The 20,557-nt window shown below is 63.8% G+C and carries 20 protein-coding genes and 1 tRNA gene; 10 read left to right on the top strand and 11 right to left on the bottom strand.

Annotation, left to right across the window (positions count from 1 at the left end):
* Positions 1-124 precede the first annotated feature (124 nt).
* From V8192_RS00985 to V8192_RS01010, 6 genes are all read left to right on the top strand, one after another.
* A complete protein-coding gene (locus V8192_RS00985; protein ID WP_341631196.1) occupies positions 125-547 on the top strand; it encodes a hypothetical protein in 423 nt (140 codons plus the stop codon).
* Positions 547-1,827 (top strand): efflux RND transporter periplasmic adaptor subunit, encoded by a 1,281-nt coding sequence (locus tag V8192_RS00990; protein WP_341631197.1) that lies wholly within the window; start codon positions 547-549, stop codon positions 1,825-1,827. The genes V8192_RS00985 and V8192_RS00990 overlap by 1 nt, the downstream gene beginning before the upstream one ends.
* Before the next feature lie 15 nt (positions 1,828-1,842).
* Positions 1,843-5,016, top strand: coding sequence for an efflux RND transporter permease subunit (locus V8192_RS00995; protein ID WP_341631198.1), 3,174 nt, complete (start codon positions 1,843-1,845; stop codon positions 5,014-5,016).
* A gap of 8 nt (positions 5,017-5,024) precedes the next feature.
* The gene (locus tag V8192_RS01000; RefSeq protein ID WP_341631199.1) at positions 5,025-6,476 is read left to right on the top strand and encodes an efflux transporter outer membrane subunit; all 1,452 of its coding nucleotides are present in this window, start codon (positions 5,025-5,027) and stop codon (positions 6,474-6,476) included.
* 344 nt (positions 6,477-6,820) lie between these two features.
* Positions 6,821-7,642: a response regulator transcription factor gene (locus tag V8192_RS01005; RefSeq protein WP_341631200.1), complete on the top strand. Its 822-nt coding sequence runs from the start codon at positions 6,821-6,823 to the stop codon at positions 7,640-7,642.
* Between the two features lie 86 nt (positions 7,643-7,728).
* Positions 7,729-9,945 (top strand): CocE/NonD family hydrolase, encoded by a 2,217-nt coding sequence (locus V8192_RS01010; protein ID WP_341631201.1) that lies wholly within the window; start codon positions 7,729-7,731, stop codon positions 9,943-9,945.
* Between the two features lie 82 nt (positions 9,946-10,027).
* Here the strand turns inward: V8192_RS01010 and V8192_RS01015 are convergent.
* Positions 10,028-10,118: transfer RNA gene (locus V8192_RS01015), tRNA-Ser, on the bottom strand.
* Positions 10,119-10,236: 118 nt separating this feature from the next.
* Between V8192_RS01015 and V8192_RS01020 the strand changes: the two genes are divergently transcribed.
* Genes V8192_RS01020 through V8192_RS01030 form a run of 3 tightly spaced genes read left to right on the top strand, consistent with a single transcriptional unit; the run spans position 10,237 to position 11,779 of the window.
* Positions 10,237-10,617, top strand: coding sequence for a metallopeptidase family protein (locus V8192_RS01020; protein ID WP_341631202.1), 381 nt, complete (start codon positions 10,237-10,239; stop codon positions 10,615-10,617).
* Positions 10,614-11,165, top strand: a complete 552-nt coding sequence (gene ccmA / locus V8192_RS01025; RefSeq protein WP_341631203.1) for a heme ABC exporter ATP-binding protein CcmA — start codon at positions 10,614-10,616, stop codon at positions 11,163-11,165. Before V8192_RS01020 ends, ccmA begins: the two co-directional genes overlap by 4 nt.
* The gene (locus tag V8192_RS01030) at positions 11,138-11,779 is read left to right on the top strand and encodes a heme exporter protein CcmB (RefSeq protein WP_373276301.1); all 642 of its coding nucleotides are present in this window, start codon (positions 11,138-11,140) and stop codon (positions 11,777-11,779) included. Before ccmA ends, V8192_RS01030 begins: the two co-directional genes overlap by 28 nt.
* Positions 11,780-11,792: 13 nt before the next feature.
* On the opposite strand, the gene V8192_RS01035 is transcribed toward V8192_RS01030, so the two are convergent.
* The 8 genes from V8192_RS01035 to V8192_RS01070 are packed head-to-tail and all read right to left on the bottom strand — an operon-like array spanning position 11,793 to position 17,343.
* On the bottom strand, positions 11,793-12,653 hold the full coding sequence (locus tag V8192_RS01035; RefSeq protein ID WP_341631205.1) for a class I SAM-dependent methyltransferase: 861 nt from the start codon (positions 12,651-12,653) through the stop codon (positions 11,793-11,795).
* Complete coding sequence (locus V8192_RS01040; RefSeq protein ID WP_341631206.1) at positions 12,650-13,879, bottom strand: M16 family metallopeptidase; 1,230 nt, start codon at positions 13,877-13,879, stop codon at positions 12,650-12,652. The genes V8192_RS01035 and V8192_RS01040 overlap by 4 nt, the downstream gene beginning before the upstream one ends.
* A complete protein-coding gene (locus V8192_RS01045; RefSeq protein ID WP_341631207.1) occupies positions 13,876-14,481 on the bottom strand; it encodes an SURF1 family cytochrome oxidase biogenesis protein in 606 nt (201 codons plus the stop codon). Before V8192_RS01045 ends, V8192_RS01040 begins: the two co-directional genes overlap by 4 nt.
* Positions 14,478-14,849 carry a DUF983 domain-containing protein gene (locus tag V8192_RS01050; RefSeq protein ID WP_341631208.1) on the bottom strand — a complete coding sequence of 124 codons (372 nt, stop codon included), beginning with the start codon at positions 14,847-14,849 and terminating at the stop codon, positions 14,478-14,480. Before V8192_RS01050 ends, V8192_RS01045 begins: the two co-directional genes overlap by 4 nt.
* Positions 14,846-15,664 (bottom strand): cytochrome c oxidase subunit 3, encoded by an 819-nt coding sequence (locus tag V8192_RS01055; RefSeq protein WP_341631209.1) that lies wholly within the window; start codon positions 15,662-15,664, stop codon positions 14,846-14,848. The genes V8192_RS01050 and V8192_RS01055 overlap by 4 nt, the downstream gene beginning before the upstream one ends.
* Before the next feature lie 34 nt (positions 15,665-15,698).
* Positions 15,699-16,250, bottom strand: a complete 552-nt coding sequence (locus V8192_RS01060; protein WP_341631210.1) for a cytochrome c oxidase assembly protein — start codon at positions 16,248-16,250, stop codon at positions 15,699-15,701.
* Positions 16,247-16,453: a cytochrome c oxidase system small membrane protein gene (locus V8192_RS01065; protein WP_341631211.1), complete on the bottom strand. Its 207-nt coding sequence runs from the start codon at positions 16,451-16,453 to the stop codon at positions 16,247-16,249. The genes V8192_RS01060 and V8192_RS01065 overlap by 4 nt, the downstream gene beginning before the upstream one ends.
* Positions 16,450-17,343: a heme o synthase gene (locus tag V8192_RS01070; protein WP_341631212.1), complete on the bottom strand. Its 894-nt coding sequence runs from the start codon at positions 17,341-17,343 to the stop codon at positions 16,450-16,452. The genes V8192_RS01065 and V8192_RS01070 overlap by 4 nt, the downstream gene beginning before the upstream one ends.
* A 96-nt stretch (positions 17,344-17,439) precedes the next feature.
* Here V8192_RS01070 and V8192_RS01075 point away from each other — a divergent pair, with 96 nt between their 5' ends.
* On the top strand, positions 17,440-18,087 hold the full coding sequence (locus V8192_RS01075; RefSeq protein WP_341631213.1) for a peptidylprolyl isomerase: 648 nt from the start codon (positions 17,440-17,442) through the stop codon (positions 18,085-18,087).
* On the opposite strand, the gene V8192_RS01080 is transcribed toward V8192_RS01075, so the two are convergent.
* Together V8192_RS01080 and V8192_RS01085 are read right to left on the bottom strand one after the other, a co-directional pair.
* Complete coding sequence (locus tag V8192_RS01080; protein ID WP_341631214.1) at positions 18,055-18,687, bottom strand: CHRD domain-containing protein; 633 nt, start codon at positions 18,685-18,687, stop codon at positions 18,055-18,057. The two genes, V8192_RS01075 and V8192_RS01080, sit on opposite strands and share 33 nt — an antisense overlap.
* A 79-nt stretch (positions 18,688-18,766) precedes the next feature.
* A complete protein-coding gene (locus tag V8192_RS01085; protein WP_341631215.1) occupies positions 18,767-20,545 on the bottom strand; it encodes a TIR domain-containing protein in 1,779 nt (592 codons plus the stop codon).
* Positions 20,546-20,557: the final 12 nt, after the last annotated feature.

Below are 20,557 nucleotides of genomic sequence, written 5' to 3' on the forward strand. Positions count from 1 at the left end.
ATCCGATCAAGCCGGTGCAGCTTAACGCTTCACCGAAGTGATCCCGCATGCCTGGAAGAGCAGCACGCGAGGGGCATTCCCCTGCGAACGACCACGCTCGCCCGGAGAAAAGGAGGAAGTGCAAATGGCGTATCTCGCCCGAATTGAGCCGGTGCATGAAGCACTCGTGCCCCCGACCCTGGCACACATCGAACTGGCCCATCGCGAGGAGGCGGTTGCCGAAGCGCAATTCACCGATCTCGAATGGTCGATCATCCGGCTCGCACAAGTCCACGGGCTATGGACGCTGCGTCCGGCGACCCGGATGCGGAGATTCTGGAACCGCCTGCTTGCCCGCAACCCCAATCCGACCCTCTCCAATCCGCGGCTGGAAAGCCTGCGCCGTATGGCCGTCCTGAGCTGGCACTTCGGTTTCACCGTCGACGGCCAGGACATCGCCGACTTTACCCGCGCGGGCTTCAGCCTCGAACAATATGAGCTCCTCGTCATCAGCATCCTTGGCGCAGGCTCCAACGACAACCCTCTTCCAAACGCAGGACGCGCCTGATGTTCTTTGCAAAGAACGAGTTCGATCCATCGACTGCCAGCCCGACGCCGCGCTTCGCCCGGCTCCGCCGCAACCCGCGAGTGGGCGCGCGCGGCTACGCAGCGCTCGGCTTGCTCGGCGCCGCCGGCCTCGGGTGGTGGATGTTCGGCGGAAGCCATCAGCCGGTCGCCGCAATGCCGGTTGCCGAGGTCGCCGTGGCTTACCCGCTTCAGCGCAACATCGTTGAATATGACGAGCTCACCGGCCGCTTTGAACCAAGCCAGTCGGTAGAAATCCGCCCGCGCGTGTCGGGCCAGCTGCAATCGATCAACTTCCGTGACGGGCAATATGTGCGCAAAGGACAATTGCTGTTCACGATCGATCCGCGCCCGTTCGCTGCGGCGCTTGCTGAAGCGCAGGCGAAGGCTGCAGCGGCGCGAACGGCAGCCTCTCTTGCCGACGCCGAACTTGGACGTGCGCTTCGCCTGGTGGCGGATCTCGCGGTCTCCCGTGAAGAGGTCGACAATCTCCGGGCGGCTGCGCGATCCGCGCATGCCAATATCGCCGCTGCAGATGCTGTCGTTTCCCAGCGTCGCCTGGATCTCGATTTCACCAATGTCCGCGCGCCGATCAGCGGGAAGATCTCCTATCGCCGCGTTGATCCTGGCAGCCAGGTCGCCAGCGGCGCCGGCAGTGCGGGCACCTTGCTGACCACGATCAATGCTATCGATCCGATCTACTTCACCTTCGACGTCTCCGAAGGTCTTCTTCTCAAGGCGCAGCGCGAACGAAACGCGGGAGCGGTCGGACCCCAGTCGGTCGACATCCGACTTCAGGACGAGGCCGATTACAGGTGGCACGGCCGCATCGATTTCACCGATAACGGTCTCGACGCTGCGTCGGGCACGATCAAGGCCCGGGCGATCGTCGCCAACAACAACGGATTCCTGACGCCGGGCATGTTCGGGAGCATGCGACTTTCAACCGGCCGCCCTGTCGCTGCCCTGCTGCTTCCCGACAGTGCAGTCTCGACCGACCAGGCCGGAAAGTCGGTACTGACCATTGGCAAGAACGGTCAGCCGGTACCGGTTTCCGTCAGCGTCGGGCCCGTGATCGATGGCCTCCGGGTGATCAAGTCGGGGCTCCCGGCCGATGCCAAGGTCGTCATCCGCGGGCAGCAGCGCATGATGCCCGGTATGCCCATTCAGCCCAAACTGACGCGCTTCGCGGCCGATACCACGCGTGCCGCAAGCCCCGTTTCCACCGAGCAGCCGGCCAGCAGCGCCGCCTTCGCGAACTAGGAAAGAGACTTAGACTTGCGCCTGTCGCGAATCTTCATCGACCGTCCGATCTTTGCTGCGGTCATCGCCATCATCATCACGCTGGTCGGCGCCATCAGCTACTTCGGACTTCCCGTCGCACAATATCCGAACGTCGTGCCACCGACGATCCAGGTGAGCGCGTCCTATCCCGGCGCCTCGGCCGAAACCGTCGCCAACACCGTCGCGGCACCTCTGGAGCAACAGATCAACGGCGTCGACGACATGCTTTACATGTCGAGCCAGTCGACGGGCGACGGGCGCGTGACCATCACTGTCACATTCAAGCTCGGTACCGACCTCGATAAAGCCCAGGTGCTCGTGCAAAACCGGGTCGCGCTCGCGACGCCGAGCCTCCCGGAAGATGTCCGCCGGACGGGCGTTGTTACCAAGAAAGCGCTCTCGTCCTTCCTCATGGCGATCAACATCATCTCGCCGGATCATTCGCGGGATCGCGCATACCTGTCGAACTACATCTTGAGCCAGGTACGTGATCGCCTCACCCGCATCGACGGCGTGGCCGACGTCGTGATGTTCGGCGGCCGCGACTATGCAATGCGCGTCTGGATCGACCCGGACCGGGCTGCAGCCCGGAGCCTCACGGGCGACGAGATCGTTACGGCGCTGCGCTCGCAGAACATCCAGGTTGCGGCGGGCACCCTTGGGCAGCCCCCTTATGCGACCAAGTCCGCCTACCAGCTGAACGTCGAGACACAGGGCCGGTTCAAGGACGCCGCGGAATTCGCCAACATCGTCATCAAGACCTCGCCGGACGGGGCCGTTACGCGCCTGTCGGACATCGGCCGGGTGGAACTGGGGGCGGAGGATTACGGGGTCAACGGCTATCTGTCGGGGCAGGAATCGCTCATTCTCGGTATCACTCAGCGGCCCGGCACCAACGCCCTTGCAGCCGAGCGGGGCGTGCTCAAAGAGATGGCCTCGGCCTCCAAGGATTTCCCGCAGGGCGTCGCCTATCGCGTGATCTGGAATCCGACCGAGTTCATCAGCGCCTCGATGGATGCAGTGAAGACAACGGTCTTCGAAGCGGTCGCTCTAGTCGTGCTTGTCATCCTCGTCTTCCTCCAGAGCTGGCGTGCGGCGATCATTCCGGTGGTCGCCATCCCCGTTTCGCTGGTAGGTACCTTCGCAGTGCTCGCGGCGCTCGGTTACTCTCTCAACACCCTCTCGATGTTCGGACTGTTGCTGGCGATCGGCATCGTCGTCGACGACGCGATCGTCGTCGTCGAGAATGTCGAGCGCAATCTCGAACATGGCCTCAGTCCAAGGGAGGCCGCACGGCGGTCGATGGACGAAGTTGCGACGGCACTTGTCGCGATCGTCCTGGTACTGTGCGCAGTGTTCGTGCCGACGACGTTCATTCGCGGCATCTCGGGCGAATTCTACCGCCAGTTTGCAGTGACGATCTCCAGCGCAACTCTCATCTCGCTTCTGCTGTCGCTGACGCTCTCCCCGGCACTTGCTGCACTGCTGCTCAAACCCCGCAGCGACCATCGCGCGGAGTTCGGGTTCATGGGCGTTATCCATCGTACCGGAGACGGGTTCAACGCTGCCTTCGAGCGCCTTAGCGCTTGGTACGGCCGCGTGACGCACAAGCTCATTGCCAATCCGCGCAAGGTCCTGCTCGCCTACGGCGGCCTCATCACAGCGACGATCCTGTTGTTCTCGATCACGCCGAGCGGCTTCATTCCCGCGCAGGATCAAGGCTATTCGCTTGCCGTCGTGCAGCTTCCCGCCGGCAGCTCGCTCGAGCGCACCGATGCCGTGCTACGGAAGGTCGCGGCGCGCCTTTTGAAGATCGACGGAGTTGCGGACGCGGTGATGTTCGCAGGATACGACGGCGCCTCGGGAACGCAGGCGTCGAACGCGGCCGCGAGCTATGTCCCGTTCAAGCCATACGACTGGCGCGCGCGTCACGGCCGGAGCGAGCAGGCCATCGAAGCCGACATGCGCAAGGCAGTCGCGGACATTGACGAAGCCAATGTCTTCATCGTCTCGCCGCCGGTCATCCAGGGCCTTGGGTCGGGCGGCTTTCGCATGATGATCGAGGACCGGGGCGGCAACGGTTTCGATGCCATGCAAGGCGCTGCCTTCGGGGTCATGGGCGAGGCGGCCAAGACAAAGCAGCTCGCCAATGTCTTCACCCTGTTCAACACGTCGACGCCCCGCGTCTACGCCGACATCGACCGCACGAAGGCCGAGATGCTCGGCGTGCCGCCGGAAAGGGTCAATGACGCGCTGCAGGTCTATCTCGGCTCTGCCTACGTCAACGATTTCAACCTTCTTGGCCGCACCTACCATGTGACTGCACAGGCGGACGCGAGGTTTCGCGACAATGTCGCGGACATCTCGCGCCTCCAGACGCGGTCAGCGACCGGCGCAATGGTACCGCTGGGCTCCATCGCGACCTTCCAGGACCGCACAGGCCCCTATCGCGTGACGCGCTACAACCTGTTCCCGGCGGTCGAGATGGACGGCCAGCCCGCTCCCGGCTTCTCAACTGGCCAAGGCATCACCGCCATGGAGCAGATCGCGAAGAACCTGCCGCCGGGCTTCAAGACGGAATGGACGGACATCGCTTTCCAGCAGAAGGCGGCCGGCAACACGGCCGGTATCGTCTTTGGTCTTGCCGTCGTGTTTGTCTTCCTGGTCCTTGCGGCGCAGTTCGAGAGCCTGACGCTTCCGATCGCGGTGATCCTGATCGTGCCCATGACGCTGCTTGCCGCCATGACCGGCGTGAACCTGCGCGGCATGGACAATAACGTCCTGACGCAGATCGGACTGATCGTGCTCGTCGGACTTGCAGCAAAGAATGCGATTCTGATCGTCGAATTCGCAAAGCAGGCCGAAGATCGCGGCGCGTCGATCCTCGAGGCTGCGGTGGAAGCGGCGCGGATCAGGTTGCGGCCTATCCTCATGACGAGTTTTGCGTTCATTCTTGGCACCTTGCCGCTGGTCACGTCGACAGGCGCAGGCGCGGAGCTTCGCCAGGCGCTCGGCACGGCCGTCTTCTTCGGAATGATCGGCGTGACCGCGTTCGGCCTCGTCTTCACCCCGACCTTCTACGTCGTCAGCCGTACCGCCGCACAGCGCGTGCAGCGCTGGCGCGCTCGCCGCGGCGGATCGGCCGCGGTGCTTCAGCCCGCACGATGAGAGCAAACATGACCCCCCTTTTCCGACTGTTCGCCAGCGCAACGCCCCTCGCGCTGGCCGCCTGCGCCGCCGCCGGACCGAGCCTTCCCCCTCCCCAGCTCCCGGCGTCGGCGCAGGCTCCTTTTGTTGAATCGCGCGTCGCTGGCGTCGCACAATCTCCCGCGCGCGACGATTGGTGGCGTCTCTACAATGATCCGATCCTCGACGGCCTTATCGAGCAGGCGTTGGTCGCGAACAAGGACCTCGCAGTCGCTGTCGCAAATCTCGACATCGCGCGGGCCTCGCTTCGCGGAACGCGCAGCGAGCGTCTGCCGCAGACGCAGGTCAATGGCGGTTCACAATATGGCCTGCCGCCGGGGCTCGATCGCGCTACGGGCCAGCACGCTGACTGGACGCTCTCGACGGGTTTGGCAGTTTCCTATGAAGTCGATCTGTTCGGCCGCGTTCGAAACGACATCAAGGCGGCCCATGCCGACGTCGAGGCCGCGGAAGCGGACCGCGACTCCGTGCAGGTCGCCGTCGTTGCGGAAACGACCCGGGCATATGCCGACATCGTATCGAGCGAGCGCCAGCTCGAAGTCGCACGTCACACGGTCGACTTGCTGGATCAAAGCGTCGCGCTGGCCGACAAGCGCTTTGAGGCCGGCCGGACCAGCCGCCTCGACGTCGTCCGGATCGCTGCACTCCGCGATCAACAGCGCGCACTCATCCCCGGGTTTCAGGCCGACCTCGACGCGGCCGCTTTCCGGCTCGCGACGCTGACCGGTCGGACACCGGCAGAGCGACCGGTGATTAGAACCGATGCAAAGCTGCTGCAGCTCGCAGATCCGATCCCGGTGGGCGACGGGCGCAGCCTCCTCGCGCGGCGCCCCGATGTGCGCGCCGCCGAACGCCGGCTTGCCGCCGCCAGCGCCCGCGTCGGAGTGGCGACCGCCGATCTTTACCCCCGGATCACGCTAGGCGGCGCGCTGGCGACGAGCGCGACCGGAATTGCCAGCCTTTTCTCGGGCGGCGCCGTCGGCCTCATATTGGGGTCACTGCTCAACTGGTCCTTCCCGAACCAGCAGGCCGCCAGGGCAAAGGTCGCCGGCGCCAAGGCCGAGGGACGTGCTGACCTTGCACGTTTCGACAAGACGGTCCTGACTGCGCTCGAGGAGACCGAAACGGCCCTTTCACGCTATGGCAATGAGATCGGCAGGAGGCAGGCGCTCCAGGCGGCGCGCGACCAGGCCGAACAGGCAGCGCGCATCACGCGCGCGCAGCTGCGCGAGGGACGGGCCGACAGCCTGACTGTGCTTGATGCCGAACGAACTCTTGCGCAGGCGGAAGCGGACCTCGCCGCTTCCGATGCCCGGTTGGCGAATTCGCAGGTGGACCTTTTCCGCGCCCTGGGCGGAGGCTGGCAAACCCGGAAGCAGCCGGTTGCTTCCGATACGTCCGTTCAAAGGTCCGGACTTTAGAAGGCATTCGAAAGCTGTTTTCTCTCAGCCCGGCGGCTAGGCGCCCATGCGATGCGCGGTGAAATTCCCCGCGCGAAGCTAGGAGCTGGGACTGCTATTCGATGGAGCGGTCACCCACCAGAAACAGGGCCAAAGCGGCCGCTCTCGTCAGAGCTTACGAAAAAGCACGGCACCGAACGTTGCCGGCGCCCCGACAAGAGCTTCGAGGAGCGGCGATCGGACGACCGGCCGTTGTCTTGGAGTATGGCCGGACGTGCACCGTCTCTTCAGGCCTGCTCATCCCACCTCCTTTTGGCAAATGCTGACTGTTGCGAGATTGGACCTGGAGGCGCAAAAAAAGTGCAATGAGGCAAGGACCGATTGTTTCAGCGACGGGGGGCGGTCAGCCACAGCTCGCGCGGCTGGCGCTCGCCGGCACAGCGGTGGTGTTCGCAGGCTATGCGCTCGCGCTCAGCATCGGGCACGGTTCTTCGCTCGCGGATGCGCTACCAGGAAGCGTTGCCAACACAATTCCGGCGGTCGTGTTCGGCGCTGTCGCCTATGAGATCGTCCGAAAGTGGCTGGTCTACCGCAGCCGGGCAATACAGGTCGGTGGCCACATCCTCATGTGCGCCGCCTATGCGCTGCTGAGCTATTGGCTGCTGATCGTCCTGCTTGGTGCCGTGAACGCTTTTTCGGCCATTCAATTCAATGTCGAGCCGTTCCCTGTCCGCGCGTCCGTTTGGCAATTGCTCGAGAATGCGACCATCTATGGGATCATTGCTGCGCTTGCCTATGTCGGCACCGGCCATCCCGAAGTGAGACTGGTCGTCGCCGAAGGCGAGGAAGATACGCGCCCGGGGCTGTCGCGCTATTTCATCCGCACCGGCGACGAGATGCAGCCCATCGACGTCGGCTCGATCATCAGCATAAGGGGCGCGGATGATTATGCGGAGGTCTCGACGCTGGGCGGCACACATCTGGTGCGCATGACACTCACCGAATTTGAACAGTCGCTCGACCCTCAGCGGTTCATCCGGGTCCACCGCTCGCGCATCGTAAACGTCGAGCGAGTGGTTCGAGCGGAACCGGCCGGCGGCGGCCGATTGCTTCTGCACATGCAGAACGGCGAAGCGATTCCGGCAAGCCGGGCCGGCTCACGCCTTCTTCGCGACCGCGTTCTTTAGGCCGCGGCTGGGGAGCGCTCACCGGCGAGGATTGTTCGCTCGCCGATTTTCTCTCCGTCCCGGCGGCGGGGTCCTACCCTTGCCGCATGACCCGGATCCTCTCCCTCGGCGCGCTCATCCTGCTTGCGTCCAGCCGCGCGGTCGCAGCGCCGCCACCGCAAAATCTCGCGGATGCGCTGATCGGCGGTTACGCGGACGCGACTGACGGTAAGCGCATTTCGACGCTAATGCGCCTGCAGCTGGACGCCGGTCGGTGGCAGGATGCGGAACGCTCGGCGGAGCGCCTCACCCAAGTCTACGGACGAACCGAGCCGGAGCACGCCTTCTCGATATTGCCTTGGCGCATTTATGCGCGCGCCCGCCGTCACGAGGCGTCGGGCGCGTCGTGGCGGGATGCGCTCGCGCGAGCATTCGCTGAGCTCTACGGCGGCCTTCCCGATCGCGAGGTTGCGCGAACCTATGGCTGGATGGGCGGCAACTTGGATGCGGTCCGTCAGGCGCTTCAAAGCGCCGAGAAAGTCTGCGCGGACAAGCCGCTCGATCACTGTGCCGGCGCGGCAGACATTATTGCCGCGCGCCAGTCGGTGATCGAATTCGAATCCCTCCACCCCGCCATCGACCCGCTGCTTCGCGCCGACCTCGACCGCCGGTTCATCGTCGAGGACCATCTAGCGATACCGACACCGGACGGCGGAAAGGTAGCGGCGATCCTCGTTCGACCCCGTTCGACCACCAAAGTCACCTCGCTCCTCGATTTCACCATCTATGCGAATCATTTCTTTGGGCTTGCGGGAGCCGTCGAGATGGCCGGGAACGGCTACGCCGGAATGACTGCCTACACACGCGGCAAGGAATGGAGCCCGGGACCGCCACTGCCCTATGAGCACGACGGCGCCGACGCCGCGACGGTCATCGACTGGCTTGCCGCTCAGCCGTGGAGCGACGGGCGTGTCGGCATGTTCTCGGGGAGCTACGATGCGTCGACCCAATGGGGCGCATTGAAGCACCACCCGTCTGCGTTGAAAGCGATCGCGACGCACGCGAGCAATGCACCCGGGATCGACACGCCGATGCAGGGCAATGTGTTCCAGAGCTTCATCTATCCGTGGCCTTTCTACACAACAGACGTGCCCGGGCTGGACGATGCCAATTACAGCGACAGCGACCGCTGGTCGGCGCTCAACCGCAACTGGTACGTCAGCGGGCGGCCGTACCGGGAACTGCCGCTGATCGACGGAGAGACCAATCCGATTTTCGGGAAATGGCTCGACCATCCGGCTTATGATTCTTACTGGCAGAGCTTCATTCCCGTCGGAAACGAGTTTGCTTCGATCGACATCCCGGTGTTCGTCGAGACCGGATATTTCGATGGCGGGATGGTCGGTGCGCTCTACTATTTCGAGCAGCATCTCGCGCATCGCCCGGAGGCCGACGAGCGAATGCTGATCGGCCCCTATCATCACACCGCAATGGGCGGGGGCGTGCTGCCGATGGTCAACGGCTATAGGATCGACCAGGTCGCGATGCAGGATCTGAGAGGGCTGCGGCTCAAGTGGTTCGATCATGTGTTCCGTGGCGCGGCTCTACCCGCAGTCCTCAGCGACCGCGTGAATTTCGAGGTCATGGGCGCCAACGAGTGGCGCCACGTGCATTCCCTCAAAGCGATGGCCGACGGCAGCCGCAAACTCTATCTCGGCGGACGGCGACAGGGCGTCCGGTGGCTATTCGGCGAGGCTGCCGCCAAGGGTGTCGGTCCTGAATTGCGCGTCGACTTTGCAGATCGCAGCGACGTCGATCTCCGGGTTCCCGACAGCGGCTTCGACACGCGCAACGCCCTTGTCTTCACGACGCTTCCGTTGACGAGGCCGACGGAAGTCGCCGGACTCTTCAGTGGCCATTTCGAGATTATCCCGAACAAGCGCGACCTCGATTTGGCCGTGAACTTTTTCGAAGAGACTGTCGATGGCGCGTACTTCCCGCTCGCGAGCTATCTCGGGCGCGCAAGTTTCATCGCCAATCGCAGCGAGCGGCATCTGCTCACTCCTGGAATTCCCAATATTCTCGATTTTCAAAGCCAGACCGTGACCGCCAAGCTGCTGCCGCCCGGCAGCCGAATTGTGGCGGTGGTTGCAGTACCCAAGCAGCCGGATGTCGAGATCAACTATGGTACCGGCCGCGACGTCGCAGATGAATCCACCGCGGACGCGAAGGAGCCGCTGGTTGTGACGTTTGGCACTGGCAGCTACCTGAAGCTCGGTTTTCGCGATGGCTCTTCCAGGATGAGCCGCAAATCCGCCCGGTGACCAGACCCTCACCGCGAGGGGCGCAGTTCGACTCCGTTCAATGCGATATTTTTCCTATTTTCATTCAATGGTTTGTGCTGCGTGGCGGAGCGGGAGGGATTCGAACCCTCGATACGGTTGTGCCGTATACTCACTTTCCAGGCGAGCGCCTTCGACCACTCGGCCACCGCTCCGCATGCTCTGGAAGAGGCGCCATCTAAGGGGCCTATCCCTTTCGGGCAAGGTTGCCGCAAATCGCGCGCGTCCCTAGTTCCTTGCGCCATGACGCCTGCCGAGCGCCAAGTTGGCCGAGTGCCCACGAGTGATGAGATCGACGCCATCGCGCGGCGAACGCTCCAGCGCCTGCCCTCGCCGTTCAGGGAGAGCCTTGGCGACGTGGTGCTGTCGATCGAGGAGATAGCGGACAAGGAGACCGCACGGCGCCTCGATCTAGAGCATCCCATGCAGCTGAGCGGCCTTTACGAAGGCGTTTCGCTGAACCGCCGAAGCATAAGCGAGTCCGGCACCTTGCCCGAGCGGGTCACGCTCTACGTGCAGCCAATAATTGCCGAATGGCGCTCGACACCGTTCAGCCTCGACCAGATCGTCAGCCACATCGTCATCCACGAGATTGGTCATCATTTCGGTTTCTCCGACGAGGACATGCACTCGCTCGAGGATGGAGCCGAATGACGGCGCTGCTGCGGTTCGAGAATGTGGACCTGCGCCGCGGCGGGCGCCTGCTTTTCGAGGCGCTTTCGCTGGAACTCGCGCCTGGTGAACGTCTCCAGATTGCCGGGCCCAACGGGAGCGGAAAATCCAGCCTGATCCGGCTCGCTGCAGGACTGCTGCAGCCCGAGCGCGGCACCGTCCATAGGACGCGCCTCGCGCTCGCAGACGATGCAGTCGCGCTTGATCGCGAACTGCCGCTGGCCCGGGCTCTGGGATTTTGGGGCGAAGGAATTGATGAGGCCATGGAGGCTCTCGACCTGGCCCAGCTGGCACGCGTTCCCGTCCGGCTTTTGTCGTCGGGCCAGCTCAAGCGCGCGACGCTTGCACGGGTCTTTGCGGCATCGGCGCCGCTGTGGCTGCTCGACGAGCCCTTGAACGCGCTCGATACGAACGCTGCGGAGCGTCTCTCAAACCGGATCGACGAGCATCTGAAAAGCGGCGGCGCGGTGCTTGCGGCTTCGCACCAGCCCCTCGCGGGCGAATGGCCATTGATGGAGCTCGCGGCTTGATCGGCGCACTTATCGCGCGGGACGTCCGGCGAGGCTTCACGGGCGCCGCGTGGCTGCCGATCGCCTTCTTCCTGCTGGTGGCGGCGCTCGTCCCGTTCGCGATCGGTCCCGACGCGCGCCTGCTTGCTCGGATCGGTCCCGGCATGTTGTGGATCGCTGCACTGACGGCCGCATTGCTTCCGGTCGAGCGGCTCATCGAACCCGATCGGGCGGACGGGATACTCGACCAGCTGGCGCTTCATGGCCTTGCTGAAGAAAGCGTCGCATTCGCGAAGATCACGGCGCATTGGCTGACCTTCGCGCCACTGCTGCTCATCGCCGCGGTTCCGGCTTCCGTGCTGGTCGCGATGGACGGCGCCACCCTCGCGCGCACTGAAGCCGCGCTTGCAATCGGCACGCCCGCGCTCGCAGCACTTGCCGTATCCATTGCGGCGGTGACTGCGGGACTTCCCCGCTCGGGATCGCTTGCGGCCCTGCTCCTTCTGCCGCTGGCGGTGCCGCTGCTCATTTTCGCGGTTGCCGACGCGCTGCTCCTCGAGGCGGCGATGTCGCTGTTGCTGACAGCAGGCGCGCCCTTTGTCGCAGGCGCCGCGATAAGGGCAGCGCGAACCTAAAGCGGGCGCTGCGTCAGTTTGACCATCTTGCGAAAATTGCCGTCGGCAGGAGCAAGCCTCTAGCCTCTTCCCGCACCGCCATCTCGCCCATCTCGACCCTGCCGCCGAGATCGCCGAACAACTGCCTCACCAGTTCGCCGATCGCGAGCGCAGACATCCGGACAGCGTAGACGGTCAGCACCAGGAACCTGCTCTTCTCGTCAAGCAGACGCCGGCAATCGGCAAGGAGCGGCGCCAGATTCTCTTCGAGCCGCCAGACTTCTCCGGTCGGCCCGCGTCCGAACTTGGGCGGGTCGAGGAGAATGCCGTCGTAGTGCCTCGAGCGCCGCACTTCCCGAGCAGTGAACTTGCCCGCATCATCGACGATCCAGCGGATCGGGCTCCCGTCCATTCCGGAAAGCTGGGCGTTCTTCTTGCCCTGCTCGACCGATTTCTTCGATGCATCGACATGGACCAGCCGCGCCCCGGCATCGCTCAGCTGCAGCGTGCCGACGCCGGTGTAGCCAAAGAGGTTGAGCAAATCCGCGTCATGGGAGCGATCGCGCATCCAGTCCCATTGCGGGGCCATGTCGGGAAAGAAGCCGAGGTGCCGGAACGGTGTCAGCGATGCGTCGAACCTCACATTGCCGCGCGACAGCTCCCACTGGCGCGGCAAAACGCGATGCTGCACCCACCGGCCGCCGCCTTCCTCGTCGGAGCCGGGAACGAACGTGGCGTCGGGATCCCAGTGGCTCGCCGAGGGCGCCCACATTGCCTGGGGCTCAGGACGGACAACCTTGAACTTGCCGTACCGTTCGAGCTTTTGCCCCCCGCCACAGTCGATCAAAGCCCATTCATCCCAAGGCTCCGCGATGATCGTGGTGAGGTCGCTCACGCCGCGAGGGCGAGCTTCGCGCCGACGGAAGCCAGGGCCGCGGGCCCCTCGAGCAGCGCACGTCCAGCCGAGCGCGCATCTTCAACCGTGACGCAGCGCATGTGCTCGAGCAGTTCTGCAAGCGAGAGGATCCGGCCGAAGACCTCGATCGATCTGGCCATGTGATCCGCGCGCCCCTGGGGCGTCTCGAGCGACATGAGGATGCCCGCTTCCAGCTGGGCACGTGCACGGCTGAGCTCCGCCTCGCTGAGTCCCTCGGCGGTTGCGGAAAGCGTTTCGCGCGCAAGCTGCACCGATTCGCCCGCTCTTCCCCGGTCAGCAGCGCAGCCGATGCCGACGAGACCCGTATCCGAAAACGACTGGGTCCAGGCGTAGATCGAATAGGCAAGTCCGCGTTCCTCGCGCAGCTCCTGGAAAAGCCGGGAGGACGTACCGCCGCCAAGCGCCTGGACGAACAGTCCAAGAGCGGGATTGCGGGGGTCGTTTGCGGGCAGTCCTTCGAATGCAAGGCACCAATGCGCCTGTTCAAAGGCTCGCCGGTCGCCCCGCGAACCGCCTGTAAAACGAGCAGGCGCGATCGCCGGCGCATCCTGGGTGTCCATGTCCCCGAACAGCGCTTCCGCGAGCTTCAAGACCTTGTCTGCCTCGACCCTGCCGCTCGCGGACAGCACCAGCCTCGAGGGTACGAACTGCTCTTCGAGCCAGGAGCAGCAATCCTTGCGCCCCGCCGCCCTGACGGTTGCTTCAGTGCCCAGGACCGGACGGCCGATCGCCTGGCCGGCAAAACCGGCTTCGAACAGATGATCGTGCACGAGATCATCGGGCGAATCGACGACTTCTCCCAGTTCTGAAAGGATCACCTGCTTCTCGCGGGCAAGGTGCTCCTCCTCAAGGTGTGGCTCGCGGACGAGATCCGCGATGAGCTCGGTGACGAGAGGCAGGTCGCGCGCAAGAGCGCGTCCATGGAACACCGTCTGGTCGCGGGCGGTCCAGGCGTTGAGGCTGCCACCGACGTCTTCGATCACTTCGGCCAGCGCCCGCGTGTCGCGGCCACCGGCGCCCTTGAAAACCATATGTTCGACGAGATGGGCAAGGCCGCCCAGTGACGCGGCTTCCGAGCGCGAGCCGACGCTTGCATAAAGTCCGACGGCAACCGACTCCGCGCCGGCAAGCGGATCGACTGCGACCGTGAGGCCGTTCGGAAGGACGTGTTGCTCGCCGCTCACCTTGCCTTGTCCCTGAGATGCTTGCGCACTGCGAGAGCATAGATGACGAGCGCTGCGGCGGCCAATCCGAACCAGGTCGCCGCATAGCCGCGATGCCCGGCCGGCGTGATCGCGCTTGCCGATGCGACGCTCGGCGTCTTGCTCGGCTGAAGACCCGGCGGCGCCGTCGCAGCGACCAGGCGAATGCGCGACGCGCGGTCAGGCACGATGATGCCGCTGACCGGGCCGCCCGCCCAGTTCACCTTGGCATTGGGATTCTTCGACCAGCCGACTTCTACAGCCATGCCGGGCCCTTCAGCTCCGGTCGTGCAATCGAGGATGTGGACGTAGCCTGGCTCACCACTCTGGTTCTCGCCGGCAATCGCGCGATGCGCCGCGACCCTTAGACAGACCCCCGTCGCATGGCGAAACAGAGGTAGCTGGCCTCCAGGGACGGGCATGGTCGGGAAGACGATCGGCGCCCGCGTTTCCGCATTCGCATATTGGGCAAGGAGACCCTCTTTCCATTTCGCGCGCTTCAGCTGCCAGTCGCCAAGGCCGATCATGACCCCGACGGCGGCAAGTACGAGGAGCGTCGGGACGATGGGGATGCGGCTTCTCATTTGACTATCCGGCCTTCACGCGCGCGGTGGCGATATTCCTGGCCCAGAAGCCAGGCCTTGCTGAGGCGAAGGCCGCCAATGGTGAGCGCCGAGGCGACGGGGATCCAGACGAGGTGCACCCACCAGGGAGGCGAGAATGCGCCGTCGACGATCAATGCGCCGACGACGGTGATCGTCCCAACGATGAAAATGAGGAAGGCGGCCGGCCCGTCGCCGACGTTGAAATCGGAAAAAGAGAGCCCGCATGAGCGGCAGCTGTCGGCAAAACGGATCCAGCCGGAAAAAAGGCCGCGCTGGCCGCAGCGCGGGCAATTGCCCGCTATTGCTGCGGCTATCGGCGCGGTCTCAGCCGGCGGCTCGGGGGTCACCCCGCGTGCGGCGCGCCCCAGCCGCCCCAAAGATAGATGGACGTGAAAAGGAACAGCCACACGACGTCGACGAAGTGCCAGTACCAGGCGGCCGCCTCAAAGCCGAAATGCTGCCTTGGCGTGAAATCGCCCTTGTTCGCCCGGATAAGGCAGACGATCAGGAAGATCGTTCCGACGATGACGTGAAACCCGTGGAAACCCGTCGCCATGAAAAAGGTCGAACCGTAGATGCTGCCCTTAAAGGCAAAGGGCGCATGAGCATATTCATATGCCTGCACGCTCGTAAAGGTGAGGCCAAGAAGGATGGTCAGCAGCAAGCCAAGCTTGAGGCCCTGCCGATCGCCATGGATCAGCGAATGGTGGGCCCAGGTAACCGTGGTTCCCGAGCAGAGCAGGATGAGGGTGTTGAGGAGCGGAAATCCCCAGGGGTTCAGGACCTCGATACCCTTGGGCGGCCATTGGCCTCCAACTGCCTCGACGGCCGAGGGGAAGATGGCGCTGTCAAAGAAGGCCCAGAACCAGGCGAGGAAGAACATCACCTCCGAGGCAATGAAGAGAATCATGCCATAGCGAAGGTGCAGCTGGACGACCGGCGTATGATCGCCCGAATGAGCCTCGCGGATCACGTCACTCCACCACAGGAACATGGTCGCAATGACGAGGGCGAAGCCCAGGATCATCAAGGGCACGCCGAAGCGGTTCGCATGGAACCACATGACCGTGCCGCTGAACAGTACGCCGCCCGCGATCGACCCCAGCAGCGGCCATGGGCTGGGGTTCACCAGATGATAATCGTGGTTCTTCGTGGCGGCCATTCGTTACGCTTCCCTCTTTGGCTTTGATCGGCCTCTAGCGGGCCGCGGTGCCGGTTTCCACCGGGTAAAATGTGTAGCTGAGCGTGATCTCGTCGACGTCCTTGGTATCCGGGTCCTGCTTGATCTTCGGATCAACGAAAAAGATCACGGGCATGTCAACCGACTGGCCGGCCTTCAGAGTCTGCTCAGAAAAGCAGAAACACTGGATCTTCTTGAAATATTTGCCGACCTGCGCGGGGGATACGTTGTAGACCGCCTGCCCGGTCCACGTCCGGGCACTGAGGTTCTGCGCCCGGTAGTAAATCTTCGTCTGGGCCCCCGGCCGGATCCGAACGCTGTTCTGCTCAGGCTCGAAACGCCAAGGCAGTCCCGGGTGGATATTGGCATCGAAGCGAACCCCGACCTGTCCGGGAACGGCGCCCGGCGCCTTCTCGGCGCGCTGGGTCGTCCCATCGAAGCCCGTCGCTTCGCAAAAAGCGCGGTAGAGCGGCGAGGAGGCAAAGGCGAGGCCGACCATCGCCGCAACAATCACGACCATGATCAATGCGGTCTTGCCGTTCCTGGCATTAGCTACGGCACCGTTCACCAGTTCATTCCCGTTTTCGCGATGGTGATGAAGAACAGGAGGACGACGAAGGCACCAAGCAGCAGGGCGACGATCCGTGCGCGCGCCCGCTGGCGCTTGCGGATCAGTTCAAGCTCCCCATCGGCAAGTTCGGGCCACTTGTAGGCAGGAGGCACCCAGCGTCCCCCGCTGGCCGAGCCACGGTCCTGGTCCTCGGTGCTCACGCCAGCCACCGGTCGGCAACAAGCACGGCAAAAAGCGCGAAAAGATAGAAGACCGAGTAAGCGAACAGGTGCTTCTCCGCGTCCATCTCCTTAGGCTCTGTCGATCGGCTCGCGGCGACCCTTCCCGCGAGCACCACGAAGACGAAGCTCAAGACTGCCGCGCAGCCGCCATAGACCAGTCCCGCAAGGCCAAGGAGCCACGGGGCCACGGCCGCAGCAGCCATCGGCAGACTGTAGAGGAAGATCTGACGCCGCGTCGTCTCATGGCCTGCGACCACCGGCAGCATCGGGATCCCGGCTGCCGCATAGTCGGAGCGGACGAAAAGGGAGAGTGCCCAGAAGTGGGGCGGTGTCCACAAGAAGATGATGGCGAACAGCAGCAGCGGCAATGTCGAAACATGCCCCGTTGCAGCCACCCATCCGATCAGCGGCGGGAAGGCGCCCGCAGCGCCGCCGATGACGATGTTCTGCGCAGTCCGGGGCTTCAGCCACACGGTGTAGACCAGCACGTAGAAGAGGATTGATACGGCAAGCAGGGCCGCCGCAAGCCAGTTGGTCGCAAGACCCATCAGCAGCACTGAGAAGCCGCCGAGACCGACGCCGAAATGAAGTGCCGACTGCCTTTCCATTCGCCCCGCCGGGAGCGGGCGACTGGCCGTTCGCCGCATTTTCGCATCGATGTCCGCTTCATACCATTGGTTGAGTGCGCCGCAGGCGCCGGCGCCAAGCGCAATGCAGAGGATCGCGGTAAAACTGAGCACCAATGGCAGGCGGACGGGCGCGACAAGCAGTCCGCAAAGCCCCGAGAAGACGACGAGGCTCATGACGCGCGGCTTGGTGAGGGCGAGAAAATCGCGCCAGTCGGCCGGCAGCGCGGCTGGATTCGTCATCTCCAGGGTGGGCATGGCTCGCGCCTATAAGGGGTTGGCCAGAAGAGGAAAAGCCTCCTGTGGCGACATTCCTCCTCGCTTTGCTATCAGACACTCATGACCCATCGACTCCTTGCAGCCGTACTCATGACGCTCCTTTCGGCGCCAGCCCTTGCGCAGACGGCCGCGGCGGCCTCTTCGCCGCCCGGCGCAGCCAGGGAAGATCTGGTGCCGGTCGCGATCGATACCAGTCTTGGCCGGATCGTGATCGCGCTGGACCGCGGGCGGGCACCGGTGACCGCTGCAAACTTTCTTCATTATGTCGATACGCATCGCTTCGACGGCCAGAATTTCTACCGCGCAATGCATATGCCCGACGGCAAGGGCGGATACGGCGGGCTCATCCAGGGCGGGATCACGACCGACGCACGCAAGCTCTTTCCACCGATAGCGCATGAGCCGACGAGCAAGACCGGCATCCACAATGTCGCGGGTGCAATATCGATGGCTAACGCTGGCCCTGGAACAGCTCGTGCAGATTTCTTCATCCTGCTGTCGGACATGCCCGGCCTCGATGCCAATGGTCCCGGCGGGGATGCCAACGGTTTTGCAGCCTTCGGCCATGTGACCGAGGGGATGGACGTCGTGAGGAAGGTATGGGAATCGCCGGTCTCGCCCACCAAGGGCGACGACGCCATGAAGGGCCAGATGCTCGACCCGCAGGTGAAGATCCTACACGCCGAGCGGCTTCAACCCGCCAAGTGAGGCCGCGCGGCGACGCAAGACCATGCCCACGCCGGAAAGCCCGATCAGCATCATCGCCCAGCTCGCAGGTTCCGGAACCGCGACCAGGAATCCCCGGATCTCGCCGCTTGGAAACTGCGACGTGTGGATGTTGAGATAGGCTTCGCCCGACGCCATTGCACTTAACAGCGCATCTCTGGCGCCGGCAGTAGTCCCCCCGTGAGCAGTGACGAATGCCGGATTGTAAGTCGAAGCCGTCAGCAGGTTGAAGAGGTTGTCATAGGTTCCCGAAGTCACCCCTAGCGGAAAACCGGGGAAGGTCGGCGTGGTCGTGGCAACCATCGCGGTGCCGGTAAAGGGTGCTGCAGTTGCCGCATGGATGTGCGAAGCGGTCGTGCCCGTCGTGAGGCCGAAGAAGCTCACCTGCACGCGCATGGTGTTGAGCACGTCGTCGATCGTCACGATCGCATTTCCGGTGCCGGGCGAAACGTTGGGCGGCGATTCATTCGGGCCGCTGAGGTTCGCCGTATAGACTGTTATCGTTGCCTGGGCGGTGCCGGCCAACAAGAAGGCGGCCGCAGCCGCCGATCGAACGAGAATCCTGATGGAGCGAACTTCCACGGCACTTCTCCCTGCATGAGGAGCGCGAACGCGGTCGTTCGCCAAATGCTCGAGGCGCCTGTTCGTTCCGGTTTCTGTATCAGCGGCCGCAGCTGGCCGAAGCTTCAGGCGGGGGGGCGGCATCCTTGAGGCCCAGGCGCTTCCTTGCCGCCGCAATCATGTCCTTGAACCGTGGATGGTCTCGGAGCGGGTTGAGGTCGGGGTCAGCCTCGACAAGGCCAAGGTGAAAGGCGCCCGCGGTTGCGAGCGAGCGTTCCAGGTAGCGAAGCGCTTCTTCCTCATCTCCGAGGTAACTCGCCAGCGTGCAGGCAAAATTATAGCGCATGCTAAGATTGTCGGGATCCACGAGAAGCGCGCGCTCGATCCATTCGCGGGCACGCTCCGAATGCCCCAGGGCCGCATGCGCCAGGGCCCCGAAGCTCATTGCCGCCCCGTTGCTTGGATCAGATGCGAGGACCTGCTCGGCGTGCTGGACGGCGTTTTCCGCCGCAATCTTCTCGGCCGAGCGATTGCCCAACGCGTGATGTAGCGTGACGAGTCTTGCCCAAGCGTGGACGTCCGCTTCCATCAGGGAAATCGCCTTTTCGAGGAGCTCCCTGGCATCCTCGAGGCGCCCCTGGCGCATTCGCACGCGGGCAGCCTCCTTGTTCACTTCCCAGGAATCGGGGTCGAGCTCGAGAGCCGTCTCGATCCGCGCATCTGCCTCCGCCTCTTTTCCCCTGTCCTCGCACCGGCGGACCATCGGCAAGTGCGCTTCAGCGATCGCCGGGTCGATCGTCAGCGCCGTATTCGCCGCCACGAACCCGTCATCGACTTCGCACCGGAAAGCGTAGCGAAGGTTCGACTGGGCCATTGCGAGAAGCGCCCAGGCACGGGCATAGTAAGGATCGATCTCGACGGCACGCCCGCAGATGCGCATGACGCGTTCTTCGCGCCTCAAGTCGCCGATATTGCCCGTCAGCCAATATTGGCGTGCGAGCAGGTAGAGGTTGTACGCTTCGGCACTCTGCGTCCCGCGCTGTTCGATCGCCTTCTTCTCAGCCGGGAGAAGCTTGAGCTTAAGCGCCGCGACGATGGCCTTGGAAATCTCGTCCTGGATCGTGAAGATGTCCGTAAGGTCGCGATCGAAGCGGTCGGCCCATACGTGCCCGCCCGACTTGCCGTCGATGAGCTGGGCGTTGATCCGCACCTTTTCGCCGACCTTGCGAACGCTCCCTTCAAGGACGTGAGTGACGCCGAGCTTTCGCGCCACATCGCTGACGTTCACCGACTGTCCCTTGAAGGTGAATGCAGTATTCCTCGCAATCACCTCAAGCGCTGAGATCTTTGAGAGGTCAGTGGTGATGTCCTCACTGATCCCGTCACTGAAATATTCCTGCTCGGCATCGCCGCTCATATTCTGGAACGGGAGGACGCAGACCGAAACCTCGCGCGAAGCGCTTCGCTGGACAGGCTCGGGCTCGGCACGGGAGCCGGCAAGCTCGGTGACGCTGGCGACCAGCTTGCGCCAGCCGGGCGCGGTTCTCTGGCCGTCCCATCCCTTGAGATCGGCGCACTGGATCTGGTTGAACGGCAGCGGTGGAAGCGTTCCATCAAGGCTTGCCTGAATAAGCGTCAGCGCAGCGCGGGCGGTATCTGCTTCCGCCCGAACCCAATGCGACTTGGATGCTTCTGCGGACCACAGCACGACCACGGCCTTGGCGCCGTTGATCCGCTCCTCGATGACTTCGGCATAAGCACGGTGAGCAGGCAGCTCATCGTCGCGCCAGACTTCGAATCCTCCCTCGCGCAGCCCGTCGGCGATGAGGCTGGCGAGCGCCTCGTCGGGCCGCGCATAAGAAATGAAGACATGCGACATGCGCTCAATTGC

Source organism: Sphingomonas agri (assembly GCF_038148795.1).
GTDB classification, from domain to species: Bacteria; Pseudomonadota; Alphaproteobacteria; order Sphingomonadales; family Sphingomonadaceae; genus Sphingomicrobium; species Sphingomicrobium agri.

Bases quoted from the DNA above. Each gene is read 5' to 3' on its own strand.
- V8192_RS00985 (WP_341631196.1), top strand. From the start codon at position 125: ATGGCGTATCTCGCCCGAATTGAGCCGGTGCATGAAGCACTCGTGCCC.
- V8192_RS00990 (WP_341631197.1), top strand. From the start codon at position 547: ATGTTCTTTGCAAAGAACGAGTTCGATCCATCGACTGCCAGCCCGACG.
- V8192_RS01000 (WP_341631199.1), top strand. From the start codon at position 5,025: ATGACCCCCCTTTTCCGACTGTTCGCCAGCGCAACGCCCCTCGCGCTG.
- V8192_RS01005 (WP_341631200.1), top strand. From the start codon at position 6,821: ATGAGGCAAGGACCGATTGTTTCAGCGACGGGGGGCGGTCAGCCACAG.
- V8192_RS01010 (WP_341631201.1), top strand. From the start codon at position 7,729: ATGACCCGGATCCTCTCCCTCGGCGCGCTCATCCTGCTTGCGTCCAGC.
- ccmA (WP_341631203.1), top strand. From the start codon at position 10,614: ATGACGGCGCTGCTGCGGTTCGAGAATGTGGACCTGCGCCGCGGCGGG.
- V8192_RS01030 (WP_373276301.1), top strand. From the start codon at position 11,138: ATGGCCATTGATGGAGCTCGCGGCTTGATCGGCGCACTTATCGCGCGG.
- V8192_RS01045 (WP_341631207.1), bottom strand. From the start codon at position 14,481: ATGAGAAGCCGCATCCCCATCGTCCCGACGCTCCTCGTACTTGCCGCC.
- V8192_RS01055 (WP_341631209.1), bottom strand. From the start codon at position 15,664: ATGGCCGCCACGAAGAACCACGATTATCATCTGGTGAACCCCAGCCCA.
- V8192_RS01070 (WP_341631212.1), bottom strand. From the start codon at position 17,343: ATGACGAATCCAGCCGCGCTGCCGGCCGACTGGCGCGATTTTCTCGCC.
- V8192_RS01075 (WP_341631213.1), top strand. From the start codon at position 17,440: ATGACCCATCGACTCCTTGCAGCCGTACTCATGACGCTCCTTTCGGCG.
- V8192_RS01085 (WP_341631215.1), bottom strand. From the start codon at position 20,545: ATGTCGCATGTCTTCATTTCTTATGCGCGGCCCGACGAGGCGCTCGCC.